At 63.0% G+C, this 16,943-nt stretch carries 11 protein-coding genes; 8 read left to right on the forward strand and 3 right to left on the reverse strand.

The annotated features are described in order from the left end of the window. Nucleotides 1-87 precede the first annotated feature (87 nt). From lepA to pdxJ, 6 genes are all read left to right on the forward strand, one after another. Nucleotides 88-1,887: a translation elongation factor 4 gene (gene lepA / locus J3P91_RS05045; protein ID WP_053124835.1), complete on the forward strand. Its 1,800-nt coding sequence runs from the start codon at nt 88-90 to the stop codon at nt 1,885-1,887. 5 nt (nt 1,888-1,892) lie between these two features. Then, complete coding sequence (lepB, locus tag J3P91_RS05050; RefSeq protein WP_305496556.1) at nt 1,893-2,747, forward strand: signal peptidase I; 855 nt, start codon at nt 1,893-1,895, stop codon at nt 2,745-2,747. Between the two features lie 184 nt (nt 2,748-2,931). Continuing rightward, the gene (gene rnc, locus J3P91_RS05055; protein WP_030139612.1) at nt 2,932-3,621 is read left to right on the forward strand and encodes a ribonuclease III; all 690 of its coding nucleotides are present in this window, start codon (nt 2,932-2,934) and stop codon (nt 3,619-3,621) included. Continuing rightward, complete coding sequence (gene era, locus J3P91_RS05060) at nt 3,614-4,516, forward strand: GTPase Era (RefSeq protein ID WP_072345611.1); 903 nt, start codon at nt 3,614-3,616, stop codon at nt 4,514-4,516. The genes rnc and era overlap by 8 nt, the downstream gene beginning before the upstream one ends. A 201-nt stretch (nt 4,517-4,717) precedes the next feature. Beyond that, nucleotides 4,718-5,407, forward strand: a complete 690-nt coding sequence (gene recO / locus J3P91_RS05065) for a DNA repair protein RecO (protein ID WP_434602896.1) — start codon at nt 4,718-4,720, stop codon at nt 5,405-5,407. 50 nt (nt 5,408-5,457) lie between these two features. Continuing rightward, entirely contained in the window at nt 5,458-6,201 is a 744-nt protein-coding gene (gene pdxJ, locus J3P91_RS05070; RefSeq protein WP_434602897.1) for a pyridoxine 5'-phosphate synthase, read from the forward strand. Nucleotides 6,202-6,381: 180 nt separating this feature from the next. Here the strand turns inward: pdxJ and mltF are convergent, their stop codons facing one another. Next, on the reverse strand, nt 6,382-7,842 hold the full coding sequence (gene mltF, locus J3P91_RS05075; RefSeq protein ID WP_434602898.1) for a membrane-bound lytic murein transglycosylase MltF: 1,461 nt from the start codon (nt 7,840-7,842) through the stop codon (nt 6,382-6,384). A gap of 288 nt (nt 7,843-8,130) precedes the next feature. Between mltF and purL the strand changes: the two genes are divergently transcribed. Both purL and J3P91_RS05085 read left to right on the forward strand, forming a co-directional pair. Continuing rightward, nucleotides 8,131-12,027 (forward strand): phosphoribosylformylglycinamidine synthase, encoded by a 3,897-nt coding sequence (gene purL, locus J3P91_RS05080; RefSeq protein WP_434602899.1) that lies wholly within the window; start codon nt 8,131-8,133, stop codon nt 12,025-12,027. A gap of 4 nt (nt 12,028-12,031) precedes the next feature. Further along, the gene (locus J3P91_RS05085) at nt 12,032-12,343 is read left to right on the forward strand and encodes an NGG1p interacting factor NIF3 (RefSeq protein ID WP_434602900.1); all 312 of its coding nucleotides are present in this window, start codon (nt 12,032-12,034) and stop codon (nt 12,341-12,343) included. Nucleotides 12,344-12,679: 336 nt separating this feature from the next. Here J3P91_RS05085 and nagE read toward each other — a convergent pair whose 3' ends face one another. After that, on the reverse strand, nt 12,680-14,389 hold the full coding sequence (gene nagE / locus J3P91_RS05090; protein ID WP_434602901.1) for an N-acetylglucosamine-specific PTS transporter subunit IIBC: 1,710 nt from the start codon (nt 14,387-14,389) through the stop codon (nt 12,680-12,682). Between the two features lie 34 nt (nt 14,390-14,423). Further along, nucleotides 14,424-16,937, reverse strand: a complete 2,514-nt coding sequence (ptsP, locus tag J3P91_RS05095; RefSeq protein WP_434602902.1) for a phosphoenolpyruvate--protein phosphotransferase — start codon at nt 16,935-16,937, stop codon at nt 14,424-14,426. Nucleotides 16,938-16,943: the final 6 nt, after the last annotated feature.

Here is a 16,943-nt window from a genome sequence, read left to right on the forward strand (position 1 = left end):
CACACGTGACGCTTGCACAATGGATCAGGTACAATTCCCGGCTATTTTTCGGCGGGCCTTGCCTGCAGCCTTTTTGAGTGTTGATCCGTGAGTGATTTGAGTCATATCCGCAATTTCTCCATCATCGCCCACATTGACCATGGCAAGTCGACGCTGGCTGATCGCTTCATCCAGATGTGCGGCGGTCTGGCCGAGCGTGAAATGGAAGCCCAGGTCCTGGACTCCATGGACCTCGAGCGTGAGCGCGGGATCACCATCAAGGCCCACAGCGTTACCCTCTATTACAAGGCTCGCGACGGCGTCACCTACCAGCTCAACTTCATCGACACCCCCGGCCACGTCGACTTCACCTATGAAGTCAGCCGGTCGCTGGCGGCCTGCGAAGGCGCGCTGCTGGTTGTCGATGCCGGCCAGGGCGTCGAGGCCCAGTCGGTCGCCAACTGCTACACGGCCATCGAGCAGGGCCTGGAAGTCATGCCGGTGCTGAACAAGATCGACCTGCCCCAGGCCGATCCGGACCGCGTGAAAGAAGAAATCGAGAAAATCATCGGCATCGACGCCACCGACGCGGTCACTTGCAGCGCCAAGACCGGCCTGGGCGTGGATGAAGTGCTCGAGCGCCTGGTCACTACCATTCCGGCGCCGACCGGCAATATCGAAGATCCGCTGCAAGCGTTGATCATCGACTCGTGGTTCGACAACTACCTGGGCGTGGTTTCCCTGGTTCGCGTGCGCCATGGCCGCGTGAAGAAGGGCGACAAGATCCTGGTCAAGTCCACCGGCAAGATCCACCTGGTGGACAGCGTCGGTGTGTTCAACCCGAAACACACCGCCACCGTCGACCTGAAGGCCGGCGAAGTAGGCTTCATCATTGCCGGTATCAAGGACATCCACGGTGCGCCGGTCGGCGACACCCTGACCTTGAGCTCGACCCCCGACGTCGACGTGCTGCCGGGCTTCAAACGCATTCAGCCGCAGGTCTATGCCGGCCTGTTCCCGGTCAGCTCCGACGACTTCGAGGATTTCCGCGAAGCGCTGCAGAAGCTGACCCTGAACGACTCGTCCCTGCAGTACACCCCGGAAAGCTCCGACGCCCTGGGCTTCGGTTTCCGCTGCGGGTTCCTCGGCATGCTGCACATGGAAATCATCCAGGAGCGCCTGGAGCGCGAATACGACCTGGACCTGATCACCACGGCGCCGACGGTAATCTTCGAGCTGCTGCTCAAGAACGGCGAGACCATCTACGTCGACAACCCGTCCAAGCTGCCGGACCTGTCGGCCATCGAGGACATGCGCGAGCCAATCGTGCGGGCGAATATCCTTGTGCCTCAGGAACACCTGGGCAACGTCATTACCCTGTGCATCGAGAAGCGCGGCGTGCAACACGACATGCTGTTCCTCGGCACGCAGGTCCAGGTGACCTACGACTTGCCGATGAACGAAGTGGTGCTGGACTTCTTCGACCGCCTGAAATCTACCAGCCGCGGCTATGCTTCGCTGGACTATCATTTCGATCGTTACCAATCGGCTAATCTGGTGAAGCTGGATGTGTTGATCAACGGCGAGAAAGTCGATGCCCTGGCATTGATCGTGCACCGTGACAACGCGCACTACAAAGGTCGCGCGTTGACCGAGAAGATGAAGGAGCTGATTCCGCGGCAGATGTTCGACGTGGCAATCCAGGCCGCCATTGGCGGGCAGATTGTGGCGCGCACAACCGTCAAGGCACTCAGAAAGAACGTATTGGCCAAATGCTACGGCGGCGACGTCAGCCGTAAGCGCAAGCTGTTGGAAAAGCAGAAGGCCGGTAAAAAACGCATGAAGCAGGTCGGTAACGTGGAAATTCCACAGGAAGCCTTCCTTGCGGTGCTCAGGTTGGATAGTTAGGTCCTATGTCGCTAAATTTCCCGCTGTTGCTGGTGATCGCCGTGTTCGTCTGCGGCCTGTTGGCGTTGCTTGATCTGTTGTTCCTGGCGCCTCGGCGTCGGGCCGCCATTGCCTCATATCAGGGCAGCGTCAGCCAGCCTGATGGCGTGGTCATCGAAAAGCTCAACAAGGAACCGCTGCTGGTCGAATACGGCAAGTCGTTCTTCCCGGTGCTGTTCATCGTCCTGGTGCTGCGCTCGTTTCTGGTGGAGCCGTTCCAGATCCCGTCCGGCTCGATGAAGCCGACCCTGGACGTGGGCGACTTCATCCTGGTGAACAAGTTTTCCTACGGGATCCGGCTGCCGGTGATCGACAAGAAAGTCATCGAGATCGGCGACCCGCAACGGGGTGATGTCATGGTGTTCCGCTTCCCGAGCGACCCGAACGTCAACTACATCAAGCGTGTGGTCGGCCTGCCGGGCGACAGGATTCGCTACACCGCCGACAAGCGTCTGTTCGTCAACGGCGAACTGGTGGCTGAGCAGTTGATCGGCTCCGAGCCGGGCACGCTGGGCAGCGCCGAGCTCTACAAGGAAAAACTCGGCGAGGCGGAACACCTGATCCGCAAGGAAATGAGCCGCTACCGCGCCACGCCGGACCATTCGTGGACCGTGCCGGCCGGGCACTATTTCATGATGGGCGACAACCGCGACAATTCCAACGACAGCCGCTACTGGGATGATCCGAACATTCCCAGGGACATGCTGGGCATGGTCCCCGACCGCAACATCGTCGGCAAGGCCTTTGCGGTCTGGATGAGCTGGCCGGAACCCAAACTCAGTCACCTGCCGAATTTCTCGCGGGTTGGCCTGATCAAGTAATCACACACGGCGCTGTTGAACACAGCGCCGAATGCATTTCTGGAGCCTGCACAAGGCTGCCCGAAGGCATGAAGCCAACGATAGTCAGGACGTCATTTTTGAACACAGCGTTAATTGTCCCAAGCCAACGGCGCTCAGTCGCCGTGGCGGTGGAATCCAGCCACGAACTCAGCGTGGGTAAACCGTGAGCGTTTCTCTAAGCCGTCTCGAGCGTCAGCTCGGCTACACTTTCAAGGATCAGGAGCTGATGCTTTTGGCCCTGACTCACCGCAGTTTTGCCGGGCGCAACAATGAACGCCTGGAATTCCTCGGCGATGCCATCCTCAACTTCGTGGCCGGCGAGGCGTTGTTCGAACGCTTCCCCCTGGCGCGGGAAGGCCAGTTGTCGCGTTTGCGTGCACGGTTGGTAAAAGGTGAGACCCTGGCGGTACTGGCCCGTGGTTTTGACCTGGGCGATTACCTGCGCCTGGGCTCCGGCGAGTTGAAAAGTGGCGGTTTTCGTCGCGAATCGATCCTGGCCGATGCCCTGGAAGCGCTGATTGGCGCGATCTATCTGGATTCCGGCATGGAAATGGCCCGCGAGCGCGTGCTGGCCTGGCTGACTTCCGAGATCGACAGCCTGACGCTGGTGGACACCAACAAGGATCCCAAGACGCGCTTGCAGGAATTCCTGCAGTCGCGCAGCTGCGAACTGCCGCGCTACGAAGTGGTGGATATCCAGGGTGAGCCGCATTGCCGAACCTTCTTCGTCGAATGCGAAGTGGTCCTATTGAATGAAAAAAGCCGAGGCCAGGGCGTCAGCCGTCGTATTGCCGAACAGGTAGCGGCCGCTGCAGCACTGATCGCCCTGGGCGTGGAGAATGGCAATGACTGATACAACCGTCACCCGCTGCGGCTATGTCGCCATCGTTGGCCGGCCGAACGTGGGCAAGTCGACGTTGCTCAACCACATCCTCGGCCAGAAGCTGGCGATCACGTCGCGCAAGCCGCAGACCACTCGCCACAACATGCTCGGCATCAAGACCGAAGGCGCCGTCCAGGCGATCTACGTCGACACGCCCGGCATGCACAAGGGGGGCGAGAAGGCCCTGAACCGCTACATGAACAAGACGGCCTCGGCGGCGTTGAAGGACGTTGACGTGGTCATCTTCGTGGTCGACCGCACCAAGTGGACCGAGGAAGACCAGATGGTCCTCGAGCGTGTCCAGTACGTGACCGGTCCGTTGATCGTTGCGCTGAACAAGACCGACCGCATCGAAGACAAGGCCGAGCTGATGCCGCACCTGAGCTGGTTGCAGGAGCAGTTGCCGAATGCCCAGATCATCCCGATTTCAGCCCAGCACGGTCACAACCTCGACGCGCTGGAGCGGGTGATCGCCGAGCACCTGCCGGAAAACGATCACTTCTTCCCCGAAGACCAGATCACCGACCGCAGCAGCCGTTTCCTCGCCGCCGAACTGGTGCGCGAGAAAATCATGCGCCAGATGGGTGCCGAGCTGCCGTACCAGATCACGGTGGAAATCGAAGAGTTCAAGCAGCAGGGCAAGACCCTGCACATCCATGCCTTGATCCTCGTCGAGCGTGACGGCCAGAAAAAAATCATCATTGGCGACAAGGGTGAGCGCATCAAGCGCATCGGCACCGAGGCGCGCAAGGACATGGAGCTGCTGTTCGACTCCAAGATCATGCTCAACCTGTGGGTCAAGGTGAAGGGTGGCTGGTCCGATGACGAGCGGGCGCTGCGCTCGCTGGGTTACGGCGACCTGTAACCTGATTGGCTGGGGGCGGGCTCTTGTGGCGAGGGAGCTTGCTCCCGCTGGGTTGCGAAGCAGCCCCAGAACCTGCGACTTCGTTCCGCCAGACATACCCCGCTGCCTGATTTTACGACTGCTTCGCAGCCGAGCGGGAGCAAGCTCCCTCGCCACAGGATCTGTTCATCCATTGATGTCTTGCTGATACTCAGGCCCCCGATGTCGCCCAACCAACCCCTCGCCCAACCCGCCTACGTCCTCCACAGCCGCGCCTACCGCGAAAGCAGCGCCCTGGTGGACTTCCTCACGCCTCAAGGGCGGCTGCGGGCGGTGTTGCGGGGGGCTCGGGGCAAGGCCGGGACGCTGGCGCGGCCGTTCGTGCCGCTGGAAGTCGAGTTTCGCGGCCGGGGTGAGTTGAAGAATGTCGGGCGCATGGAAAGCAATGGCGTCGCTTCCTGGCTCAATGGCGAAGCGCTGTTCAGTGGCCTGTACCTCAACGAATTGCTGATCCGCCTGCTGCCCGCCGAAGATCCCCATCCCGCCGTGTTCGACCATTACACCGCCACGTTGCTGGCCCTGGCCGAGGGTCGACCCTTGGAGCCATTGCTGCGCTCTTTCGAATGGCGTCTGCTGGATGACCTGGGCTACGGTTTTGCCCTGGACGCCGACCTGCACGGTGATCCTATTGCGGCCGACGGTCTGTATCGCCTGCAAGTGGATGCAGGCCTGGAGCGGGTCTACCTGCTGCAACCGGGACTGTTCAACGGCGTCGAGTTGCTGGCCATGGCCGAAGCCGACTGGACAGCGCCTGGCGCGCTGGCGGCGGCCAAGCGGCTGATGCGCCAGGCCCTGGCGGTTCATTTGGGCGGCCGGCCGCTGGTCAGTCGCGAGTTGTTTCGCAAGCCCTGATCTCCCCGTATGCTGTGGGCCGAATCTCTGTCCATTCAGGAGCGCTTTTCGTGAGCACCAGCAATCGCATTCTTCTCGGCGTGAACATCGACCATGTCGCCACTCTGCGCCAGGCCCGTGGTACGCGTTACCCGGACCCGGTCAAGGCCGCGCTGGACGCCGAAGAGGCGGGCGCCGATGGCATCACCGTGCACTTGCGCGAAGACCGTCGGCACATCCAGGAACGCGACGTTCTGCTGCTCAAGGATGTACTGCAGACTCGCATGAATTTTGAAATGGGCGTGACCGAGGAAATGATGGCGTTCGCCGAACGCATCCGTCCGGCGCACATCTGCCTGGTTCCGGAGACGCGCCAGGAATTGACCACCGAAGGCGGCCTGGATGTAGCGGGGCAGGAGTCGCGGATCAGCCTGGCGGTGGAGCGCCTGTCGAAGATCGGCGCCGAGGTCTCGCTGTTCATCGATGCCGATGAACGGCAGATCGAAGCTTCCAAACGAGTCGGTGCGCCGGCCATCGAGCTGCACACCGGCCGTTACGCCGACGCAGAGACACCTACGGACGTGGCCGATGAGCTGCAGCGGGTCGCCGACGGCGTCAGCTTCGGCCTGGCCCAGGGGCTGATCGTCAATGCCGGCCATGGTCTGCATTACCACAACGTTGAAGCCGTCGCGGCCATCAAGGGCATCAACGAGCTGAACATCGGCCACGCGCTGGTAGCCCATGCGTTGTTTGTCGGGTTCAAGTCGGCTGTGGCGGAAATGAAAGCGTTGATCCTGGCGGCTGCCCGACTCTGACCCCACCGAGTAAGCACCCCAATCAAAACTGTGGGAGCGAGCTTGCTCGCGATGAGGGCCTGATATTCAACATGAATGTTGACTGACAGACCGCTATCGCGAGCAGGCTCGCTCCCACAGGGGCACTGGGTGGACATAAAACTTGTGGATAAACCAGGCAAGACTGTGGGGAAGCAGCTGTCAGAGCTGTGGAGATTCCTGGTTAGGCTTGCTCTTGTCCACGCCCGGTACATGCAGGTTGCCTTCGGCCACCTGGTCGCCTTCGAGCTGTGGCTGCGTCACCCATGTGAGAATGTCGTAGTAGCGACGGATGTTCGCCACGAAATGCACCGGTTCGCCGCCCCGGGCGTAGCCGTAGCGGGTCTTGCTGTACCACTGTTTCTGGGACAGGCGCGGCAGGATTTTCTTCACGTCGAGCCACTTGTTCGGGTTCAGTCCTTCCTTGGCGGCGAGCTTGCGCGCATCGTCCAAGTGACCACTGCCCACGTTGTAGGCGGCGAGGGCGAACCAGGTGCGGTCCGGCTCCTCGATGCTCTCGTCCAGTTGTTCCTTCATATAGGCCAGGTACTTGGCGCCGCCCATGATGCTCTGCTTCGGATCGAGGCGGTTGGACACACCCATGGCCTGGGCGGTGTTCTGGGTCAGCATCATCAGGCCGCGCACGCCGGTCTTGGAGGTGACCGTTGGTTGCCACAGCGATTCCTGGTAGCCGATGGCAGCCAGCAGGCGCCAGTCGACCTTTTCCTTCTTGGCGTAGGTCTTGAAGTGTTGCTCGTATTTGGGCAAGCGTTGCTGCAGATGCTGGGCGAAGGTGGTCGCGCCCATGTAGCCGAGGACGTCGACGTGCCCGTAATAGCGGTCCTTGAGGCGTTGCAGCGTGCCGTTCTTCTGCACCTTGTCGAGGTAGGCGTTGATTTCGTTGAGCAGGCTGTTGTCTTCGCCGGGGCCCACCGCCCAGCTCTGGTTGCGGGCATCGCCGAGGTCGAACGCCACGCGCACGTTAGGGAAGTACACCTGGTTCATCGCCACTTCGTTGGAATCCACCAGCGTCAGGTCGATCTGGCCTTCATCGACCATGCGCAGCAGGTCGACGACTTCAACCGCGTCGGATTCCTCGTATTCGATTCCTGGATACTGCTGTTTCAACTGCGCCAGCTGCTCCGCGTGGGAGCTGCCCTTGAGCACCATGATCTTCTTGCCCGCCAGGGCGGCCGCGTCGGTGGGGCGGGACTGGCCGTTGCGGTAGATGACCTGCGGGGTAACCTCCAGGTAGGCGTGGGAGAACCTCACCTGTTTCTTGCGCTGTTCGCTGCTGACCAGGCCCGCCGCGGCCAGCACCGGGCCATTGGGCTTGCCGACCTGGCTGAACAGGTCGTCGAGGTTGTCAGCGGTCTCGATCTTCAGCTCGACCCCCAAATCCTCGGCGAAGCGCTTCACCAGCTCGTATTCGAAGCCGGTCTCACCATTGCGATCCTGGAAGTAGGTGGCGGGGCTGTTCCGGGTAACCACCCGCAGCACGCCATCCTCCTTTACGCGCTCCAGTGTGTTGGGTTTCTCAACACAACCACTGAGCACCAGGAAGAGTCCGGTTGCGATCAGCCATCTGGCGTACCGCGGACGCAAAGCCGTTGGGGAAAACATCTGCGCAGTATACGCAAACGGCCTCGACCGCCATATATCGACAGCAAAAGGCCAGTCTGCTAGAGGTTGCAAAACGTGTCCGCAACGCAGGCGGGCCGGCGTGCGGCGGCGGTTGCGCCGGAAAAAAATAACTCCGCTGAATTATCCCAATGACGCCTGGCTGCAGCCGTCCGCGGGATGACCGACGTCCGGCTGGCATCGCACGTAGCGTTTCGGGTGCCGTTGCCAGCGGTTTAGGCTAGAATGCACGGCCTCAAAGCACACCCCCTTCCCGAGGCTGTCCCGAAGATGTTGATCCTGCGCGGCGCTCCTGCCCTTTCTGCCTTTCGCCACAGCAAACTCCTTGAGCAACTGAACCGATGCGTTCCGGCTGTCAGTGGCTTGTATGCTGAATTCGCTCACTTCGCCGAAGTCACCGGCGGTTTGACCGGCGACGAACAGCAGGTGCTCGCGCGCCTTCTGAAGTACGGTCCCAGCGTTCCCGTCCAGGAACCGACCGGTCGTCTGTTTTTGGTACTGCCGCGTTTCGGCACCATTTCGCCGTGGTCGAGCAAGGCCAGCGATATTGCGCGCAATTGCGGCCTGGCGAAAATCCAGCGTCTGGAGCGCGGCATTGCTTTTTATGTCGCCGGTGAGTTCAGCGAGGCCGAGGCCCAACTGATTGCCGATGGCCTGCATGACCGCATGACCCAGCTCGTTCTGGGCAACCTGGAGCAGGCCGCCGGCCTGTTCAGCCACGCCGAACCCAAGCCGCTGACCGCTATCGACGTGCTGGGCGGTGGCCGCGCCGCGCTGGAAAAAGCCAACGCCGAGCTGGGCCTGGCCCTGGCCGAAGACGAGATCGATTACCTGGTCGACGCCTTCCAGGGCTTGCAGCGCAACCCGCACGACATCGAACTGATGATGTTCGCCCAGGCCAACTCCGAGCACTGCCGCCACAAGATCTTCAACGCCAGTTGGGACATTGACGGCCAGAGCCAGGAAAAAAGCCTGTTCGGCATGATCAAGAACACCTACCAGATGCACAACGAAGGTGTACTGTCGGCCTACAAGGACAACGCGGCGGTGATCGTCGGCAACGTTGCCGGTCGCTTCTACCCGAACCCTGAGACCCGCCAGTACGGTGCGGTCCAGGAGCCGGTGCACATCCTGATGAAGGTCGAGACCCACAACCACCCGACCGCCATCGCCCCGTTCCCGGGCGCGTCCACCGGTTCCGGTGGCGAGATCCGCGACGAAGGCGCTACCGGCCGTGGCGCCAAGCCCAAGGCCGGCCTGACCGGCTTCACCGTGTCGAACCTGCAGATCCCGGGCTTTGAACAGCCGTGGGAAAAGCCTTACGGCAAGCCTGAGCGCATCGTCAACGCCCTCGACATCATGATCGAAGGCCCGCTCGGCGGCGCGGCATTCAACAACGAATTCGGCCGTCCGGCCCTGACCGGTTACTTCCGTACTTTCGAGCAGTCCATCAACACCCCGCGCGGTGAAGAGGTTCGTGGCTATCACAAGCCGATCATGCTCGCCGGCGGCATGGGCAACATCCGCGCCGAACACGTACAGAAGGGCGAGATCCTGGTCGGCTCCAAGCTGATCGTCCTCGGCGGCCCGGCCATGCTGATCGGCCTGGGTGGCGGCGCCGCTTCCTCCATGGCCACCGGCACCAGCTCGGCGGACCTGGACTTCGCCTCGGTCCAGCGCGAAAACCCGGAAATGGAACGCCGCTGCCAGGAAGTCATCGACCGTTGCTGGCAGCTGGGCGAGCAGAACCCCATCAGCTTCATCCATGACGTCGGCGCGGGCGGCCTGTCCAACGCCTTCCCGGAACTCGTCAACGACGGCGGTCGTGGTGGCCGCTTCGAATTGCGCAACATTCCGAACGACGAGCCGGGCATGGCCCCGCACGAAATCTGGAGCAACGAATCCCAGGAACGTTACGTCCTTGCGGTCGGCCCGGCCGACTTCGAGCGCTTCAAGGCGATCTGCGAGCGTGAGCGCTGCCCGTTCGCGGTCGTCGGCGAAGCCACCGCCGAGCCGCAACTGACCGTCACCGACAGTCATTTCGGCAACAGCCCGGTGGACATGCCGCTGGAAGTGCTGCTGGGCAAAGCCCCGCGCATGCACCGTTCGGCCGTCCGCGAAGCCGAGCTGGGGGATGATTTCGATCCGTCCACCCTCGACATCGCCGACTCCATCGAGCGCGTCCTGCATCACCCGGCCGTGGCGAGCAAGAGCTTCTTGATCACCATTGGCGATCGCAGCATCACCGGCCTCGTGGCGCGCGACCAGATGGTCGGCCCATGGCAGGTGCCGGTGGCCGACGTGGCCGTGACCGCCACCAGCTTCGACGTCTACACCGGCGAAGCCATGGCCATGGGCGAACGTACCCCGCTGGCGCTGCTGGACGCTCCGGCGTCGGGCCGCATGGCGATCGGCGAGACCCTGACCAACATCGCGGCCTCGCGCATCGGCAAGATCTCCGACATCAAGCTGTCGGCCAACTGGATGTCCGCCGCCGGTCACCCGGGTGAAGACGCCCGCCTGTACGACACCGTCAAGGCTGTCGGCATGGAGCTGTGCCCTGAGCTGGGCATCACCATTCCGGTGGGCAAGGACTCCATGTCCATGGCCACCCGCTGGAACGATGAAGGCGTGGACAAGAGCGTGACCTCGCCGCTGTCGCTGATCGTGACCGGTTTCGCCCCGGTCACCGACATCCGCCAGACCCTGACCCCGCAACTGCGCATGGACAAGGGCACCACCGACCTGATCCTGATCGACCTGGGCCGTGGCCAGAACCGCATGGGCGCCTCGATCCTGGCCCAGGTGCATGGCAAGCTCGGCTCGCAAGCCCCGGATGTCGACGATGCCGAGGACCTGAAGGCATTCTTCGCCGTGATCCAGGGCCTCAACGCCGACGGTCATCTGCTGGCCTACCATGACCGTTCCGATGGTGGCTTGCTGACCACCGTGATGGAAATGGCCTTCGCCGGCCACTGCGGCCTGAACCTGACCCTGGACAGCGTGGCCGAATCGGCCGGCGAAATCCCGGCCATCCTGTTCAACGAAGAGCTCGGTGCGGTGATCCAGGTTCGCCAGGACGCCACCCCGGATATCCTCGCCCAGTTCAGCGCCGCCGGCCTGGCCGAGTGCGTCTCGGTGATCGGCCAGCCGATCAACAATGCCCACATCAACATCACCTTCAATGGCGACACCGTCTTCGAAGGCCAGCGCCGCCTGTTGCAGCGCCAGTGGGCCGAGACCAGCTACCAGATCCAGCGCCTGCGCGACAACGCCGACTGCGCCGAGCAGGAATTCGACGCGATCCTGGAAGAAGACAACCCGGGCCTGAGCGCCAAGCTCAGCTACGACGTCAACGACAACGTGGCCGCGCCTTACATTAAGAAAGGCGTTCGCCCGCAAGTGGCGGTCCTGCGCGAGCAGGGCGTCAACGGTCAGGTTGAAATGGCCGCGGCGTTCGACCGCGCCGGGTTCAACGCGATCGACGTGCACATGAGCGACATCCTCGCCGGCCGTGTCGACCTGAACGACTTCAAAGGCATGGTCGCTTGCGGCGGCTTCTCCTACGGCGACGTGCTGGGTGCCGGTGAAGGCTGGGCCAAGTCGGCGCTGTTCAACAGCCGCGCCCGCGACGCGTTCCAGGGCTTCTTCGAGCGCACCGACAGCTTTACCCTCGGCGTGTGCAACGGTTGCCAGATGATGTCCAACCTGCACGAGCTGATTCCGGGCAGCGAGTTCTGGCCGCACTTCGTGCGCAACCGCTCCGAGCAGTTCGAAGCGCGCGTGGCGATGGTCCAGGTGCAGGAGTCGAACTCGATCTTCCTGCAGGGCATGGCCGGTTCGCGCATGCCGATCGCCATTGCCCACGGCGAAGGCCATGCGGAATTCGAAAGCGAAGAAGCATTGCTTGAAGCCGATCTGTCCGGTTGTGTGTCGCTGCGTTTTGTCGACAACCATGGCAAGGTCACCGAAACCTACCCGGCCAACCCGAACGGCTCGCCACGCGGGATCACCGGCCTGACCAGCCGCGACGGCCGCGTCACGATCATGATGCCGCACCCGGAGCGAGTGTTCCGCGCCGTGCAGAACTCGTGGCGTTCGGACGACTGGAACGAAGACGCGCCATGGATGCGCATGTTCCGCAACGCGCGCGTCTGGGTGAACTGAGGCGGTGTACAAGCTCTGCTTCTTCGTCCCGGCCAGCCATGTGGACGTGGTCAAAAGCGCTGTATTCGCCGCCGGCGGCGGGCGGATCGGCGACTATGACCACTGCGCCTGGCAAGTACTGGGCCTGGGCCAGTTTCGCCCCTTGGACGGCAGCCAGCCGTTCATTGGCGAGGCGGGGCAGGTCGAGCAGGTCGAGGAGTGGAAGGTTGAGCTGGTAGTGGCCGACGGGTTGATCCGCCCCGTGGTGGAGGCGCTGAAACAGAGCCACCCCTACGAGACACCGGCGTATGAAGCGTCGCGCTTGGAGGATTTCTGATCCTCTCTCGCTGAAATGAAAAAACCCGCTGACTGATTCAGCGGGTTTTTTTATTGCCTGCGATTCTGTGTACGCGAATCCCGTGGCGAGGGAGCTTGCTCCCGCTCGGCTGCGTAGCAGTCGCAAAAAACCGGGGCCGCTGCGCGACCCAGCGGGAGCAAGCTCCCTCGCCACGGGGATTGTGTGTATCGGATATTTGATGTTGCTTGTGCCGGCCCCATCGCGAGCAAGCTCGCTCCCACAGGGTAGGGTATGAATCACAAATATCTGCACATCAAAAAAATCCACTGTGGGAGCGAGCTTGCTCGCGATGGCGTACTTCCAGGCAATGAAAGATCAGGCTTTGACATCCGCCTTACGACTCACCACCACCGCCTCCAACGCCCGCCACACCCCCGGCGCTTTCTCTCCCAGCAACAAGTGCCACACGCCATCCTCCAGCGCGCTGACCCCCTGGCAGCCAAGCGCTTTTAGCTGGCTTTCCGACAATCCCTTGCCATCGGCCAATTGCACCCGCAACCGGCTCATCGCCACGCAATCGAGTTGCACCACGTTGTGATTGCCGCCCAAGGCATCCAGCCATTTCTGTGCTTCGACAGCGCCGGCCTGTGGTGACGGTTCAACGCTATCCAGTACAGCGACAGAGGCCGTCTGTTCGGAGGAGGGCAAAGCCTGGCGAATTTCATCGGCGATGCTGTCCGCCATCGGCCCGACCACCACCTGCAAGCTACCGCCATAGCCCGGGCGAACCACGGCCATGGCGCCGAGGGCCTTGAGCTGGGCGTCGGACGCCTTGTTGCGGTCCACCATGTCCAGGCGCAGGCGAGTAGTACAGGCGCCGACGGTGATCAGGTTGTCGGCACCGCCCAGCGCCTGGATGTAGGCTGCGGCTCGCTGGTTTTCGGCGATGACCGGTTTGTCGCCCGCCGGCACCTCTTCACGCCCCGGGGTCTTGAGGTCGAAGCGGCGGATGCAGAAGTCGAACACCAGGTAATAGATCAGCGCGTACGCCAGGCCCACCGGGACGACCAGCCAGCCGTTGGTGGATTTGCCCCAGCCCAGCACCATGTCGATGAAACCACCCGAAAAGGTGAAGCCCAGGTGAATGTCCAACAGGTTGGTCACCGCCATCGACAGACCGGTGAGCAGCGCGTGGACCAGATACAACAGCGGCGCAAGGAACATGAAGGCGAACTCGATCGGCTCGGTGACGCCGGTCAGGAACGAGGTCAGCGCCATCGACAGCAGGATCCCGCCCATTACCTTGCGCCTCTGGGGCAGGGCGTTGCGGTACATCGCCAGGCATGCGGCGGGCAGGCCGAAGAGCATCACCGGGAACATGCCGGTCATGAACTGGCCGCCTTTGGGGTCGCCGGCGAAATAGCGGGTCAGGTCACCGGTGACCACCGCGCCGGTCGCCGGGTCGGTGAAGCTGCCGAAGATGAACCAGGCCATGTTGTTGAGGATGTGGTGCAGGCCGGTGACGATCAGCAGCCGATTGAACACGCCGAACACGAACGCGCCGAAGCTGCCGCTGGCCATCAGCAGTTCGCCGAAGCCGTTGATGCCATGCTGGATCGGCGGCCAGATCAGGCCGAACACGACGCCCAGCCCCACGGCGCTGAAACCGGTGACAATCGGCACGAAACGCCGGCCACCAAAAAACGCCAAGTATTCCGGCAACCGGATGTCCTTGAAACGGTTGTACAGCGCGCCGGCCAGCAGGCCACTGATGATCCCGGCGAGCATGCCCATGTTGATGGTCGCGTCGAGTACCTTCAGCGTCGCGATCATGACCAGGTAGCCGATCGCCCCGGCCAGCCCGGCGGTGCCGTTGTTGTCCCGGGCGAAGCCCACGGCAATGCCGATGGCGAAAATCAGTGCCAGGTTGGCGAAGATTGCCTGGCCGGCGTCGTGAATGATCGCGATATTCAACAGGTCCGTGTCACCCAGGCGCAACAGCAGGCCGGCAATCGGCAGGATCGCGATCGGCAGCATCAGCGCCCGGCCGAGGCGTTGCAGCCCTTCGATGAAATGCTGGTACATGGCGTCTCTCCTTTTTGTTGTTGTTCGACGTGGCTCAGCCCAGAGGCCAGTGTTGGTGACAGGCCTGGCGCACGGCGGCGGCGCTCGGCAGATTGAGCAAATCGGTGCTGATGCGGCGGCATTGGGCAGCGTCGAGGTGGCGCACGCGGTCCTTGATTTCACCAATCTGTGGCGGGCTGACCGATAGCTCCCGCACGCCCAGCCCGATCAACACCGGTGTCGCCAGGGGATCGGAAGCCAGGGCGCCACACACGCCGACCCAGCGTCCATGCCTGGCCGCGCCGGCGCAGGTCTGGGCGATGAGCCGCAACAGCGCCGGGTGCAGGGCATCGACCCGGGCGGCGAGGCCGGCGTGGTCGCGGTCCATGGCGAGGGTGTACTGGGACAGGTCGTTTGTGCCGATGGACAGGAAGTCCGCGTGCTCGGCCAGTTGCTCGGCGAGCAGGGCGGCGGCCGGCACTTCGATCATCACCCCCAGATGCGGACGCTCGCCCAGGCCCAGCTCGGTGCCCAAGGCATCAAGGCGCTGGCGGATGTGCAGCAGTTCGTCGACTTCGGTGATCATCGGCAACAGGATCCGGCAACGATTCAACGGACGGGTCTGCAGCAGGGCGCGCAACTGTTGGTCGAGCAATTCCGGGCGCACCTGGGCCAGGCGTATGCCGCGCAGGCCGAGCACCGGGTTGGCTTCGGCCGGCAGCGGCAGGTAATCCAGCTGCTTGTCGCCGCCGACATCAATGGTGCGGATGATCACCGGCCTGTCGCCCATGGCATCGAGCACGGCTTGATAGGCCTGGCGTTGCTCGCTTTCGTCGGGGGCCGTGTGACGGTCGACAAAAAGAAATTCGGTGCGCAACAAACCGACGCCATCGGCACCGTTGGCGAAGGCCTCGCCCGCTTCGGTGCTGGAGGCGACATTGGCGGCGATTTCGACATCGACCCCATCAACGGTTCGCGCCGGCGTGTGGGCGAGGGACTGATGCCAGGTGCGCAGGGCTGCGCGTTGGGCTTGTGCTTGGCGGACCTGTGTCAGGCGCTCGGCGCTGGGCGTGAGTTCGAGGCGGTCATTGCCAGCGTCCAGCACCACCGTTCGCCCCGGCGCCTGTTCGAGCAGCGCCTCGCCCAACGCCACCAGGCAGGGCAGGCCTTTGCCCCGGGCCAGGATCGCTACGTGGGACGTCGCGCCGCCTTCGGCCATGCATACGCCGGCCACGCCTTGGGCGCCGAGTTGCAGCAGGTCCGAGGGGGTCAGCTCCTGCGCGGCGACAATCGCGCCCACCGGCACGTCGAATTGCCACGCTTCACCCAGCAAGACCCGCAAGACCCGCTGGCGCAAGTCGTGCAAATCATTGGCGCGCTCGGCCAACAACGTGCTGCCCAATTGCCGCAGCACCTGGCACTGCACGTCGATGGAGCGGCTCCAGGCGTGGGCCGCCGCGCAACCCTGATCAATGGAAAGGTAAGCGGCGTCCAGCAGGACCGGGTCTTCCAACAGCGCCAGATGAGCGCTGAAGATCGCCTGCTCCTCCGCGTGGTGCCGGGCCTTGGCGTTTTCCAACGTAACACCGATGTCGCGGCTGACCTGCTCCAGGGCTTGGCGCAGCCGTTGTCGTTGTTCTTCAACGTCGTGACCACCGGGGTCCTCGGGCAATTGAATGCCCTCCAATCGAACCAGCGGGCCGGTGACCAGGCCAGGTGCGGCGCAGACACCGTGCAGTACGCCATCTTCGGCGGGATGGCTCGGCGCCTGGACTCGTGGCGCCTCGACGTGAATCTCTTCGGCCAAGGCTGTGGATAACGTCTTCAACAACGCTTGCAACGCCGCTTCGGCATCACTGCCGCGGCAACTGACATGGACTTCGGCCTGCTCGGTGATTGCCAGGCCCATCATGCCCATCACGCTGTCACAGGGCGCCGAGCGCTCGCCGAAATGCAGGTGCGAGCGGCTCTTGAAGCGTTGCGCAGTCTGGCGAACCAGGGCGGCGGGGCGGGCATGCAGGCCGCCTCGGTGGGCGATGCGGACCTGGCCGGACACTTCGATACCGACCTGCGGTTCATCGCTGCGCGTTTCGCCCGCCGCCCGGGCGACGATGTGCAGCAAGGGCTCGCCGACCTTGACCGCCTTAAGGGTGATGGGCCGTGCCTGGAAGCGCTCGCCATTGGTAATGATCAGCAGGCTCACCAGGCTTTTGCAGCGCAGTGCCACGCGGTCCACGTCGTAGCGCAGCAACGCTTGTCCGTTGCTGACCCGGGCGCCTTGCTTGACCAGCATCGAGAACCCGTCGCCCTGCAACTCGACGGTGTCCAGCCCCAGGTGCAGCAGCAGTTCGGCGCCGTTGTCGGCCCGCAGGGTCACGGCGTGGCCGGTGCGAGCGACGTGGATCACCTCGCCGTCACAGGGCGCGTAGAGCGTGTCGTTCAGTGGGTCGATGGCAATCCCGTCGCCCATCGCGCCGCTGGCGAACACCGCGTCCGGGACGTTGGCGAGGGTGAGCAGCGGACCGCTGAGCGGGGCGCTGAGGGTCAGCTCTTTATTGTTATTGGGCATGGTCTC

This window comes from Pseudomonas sp. Z4-7 (genome assembly GCF_051131965.1).
In the GTDB taxonomy this organism is placed as follows: domain Bacteria; phylum Pseudomonadota; class Gammaproteobacteria; order Pseudomonadales; family Pseudomonadaceae; genus Aquipseudomonas.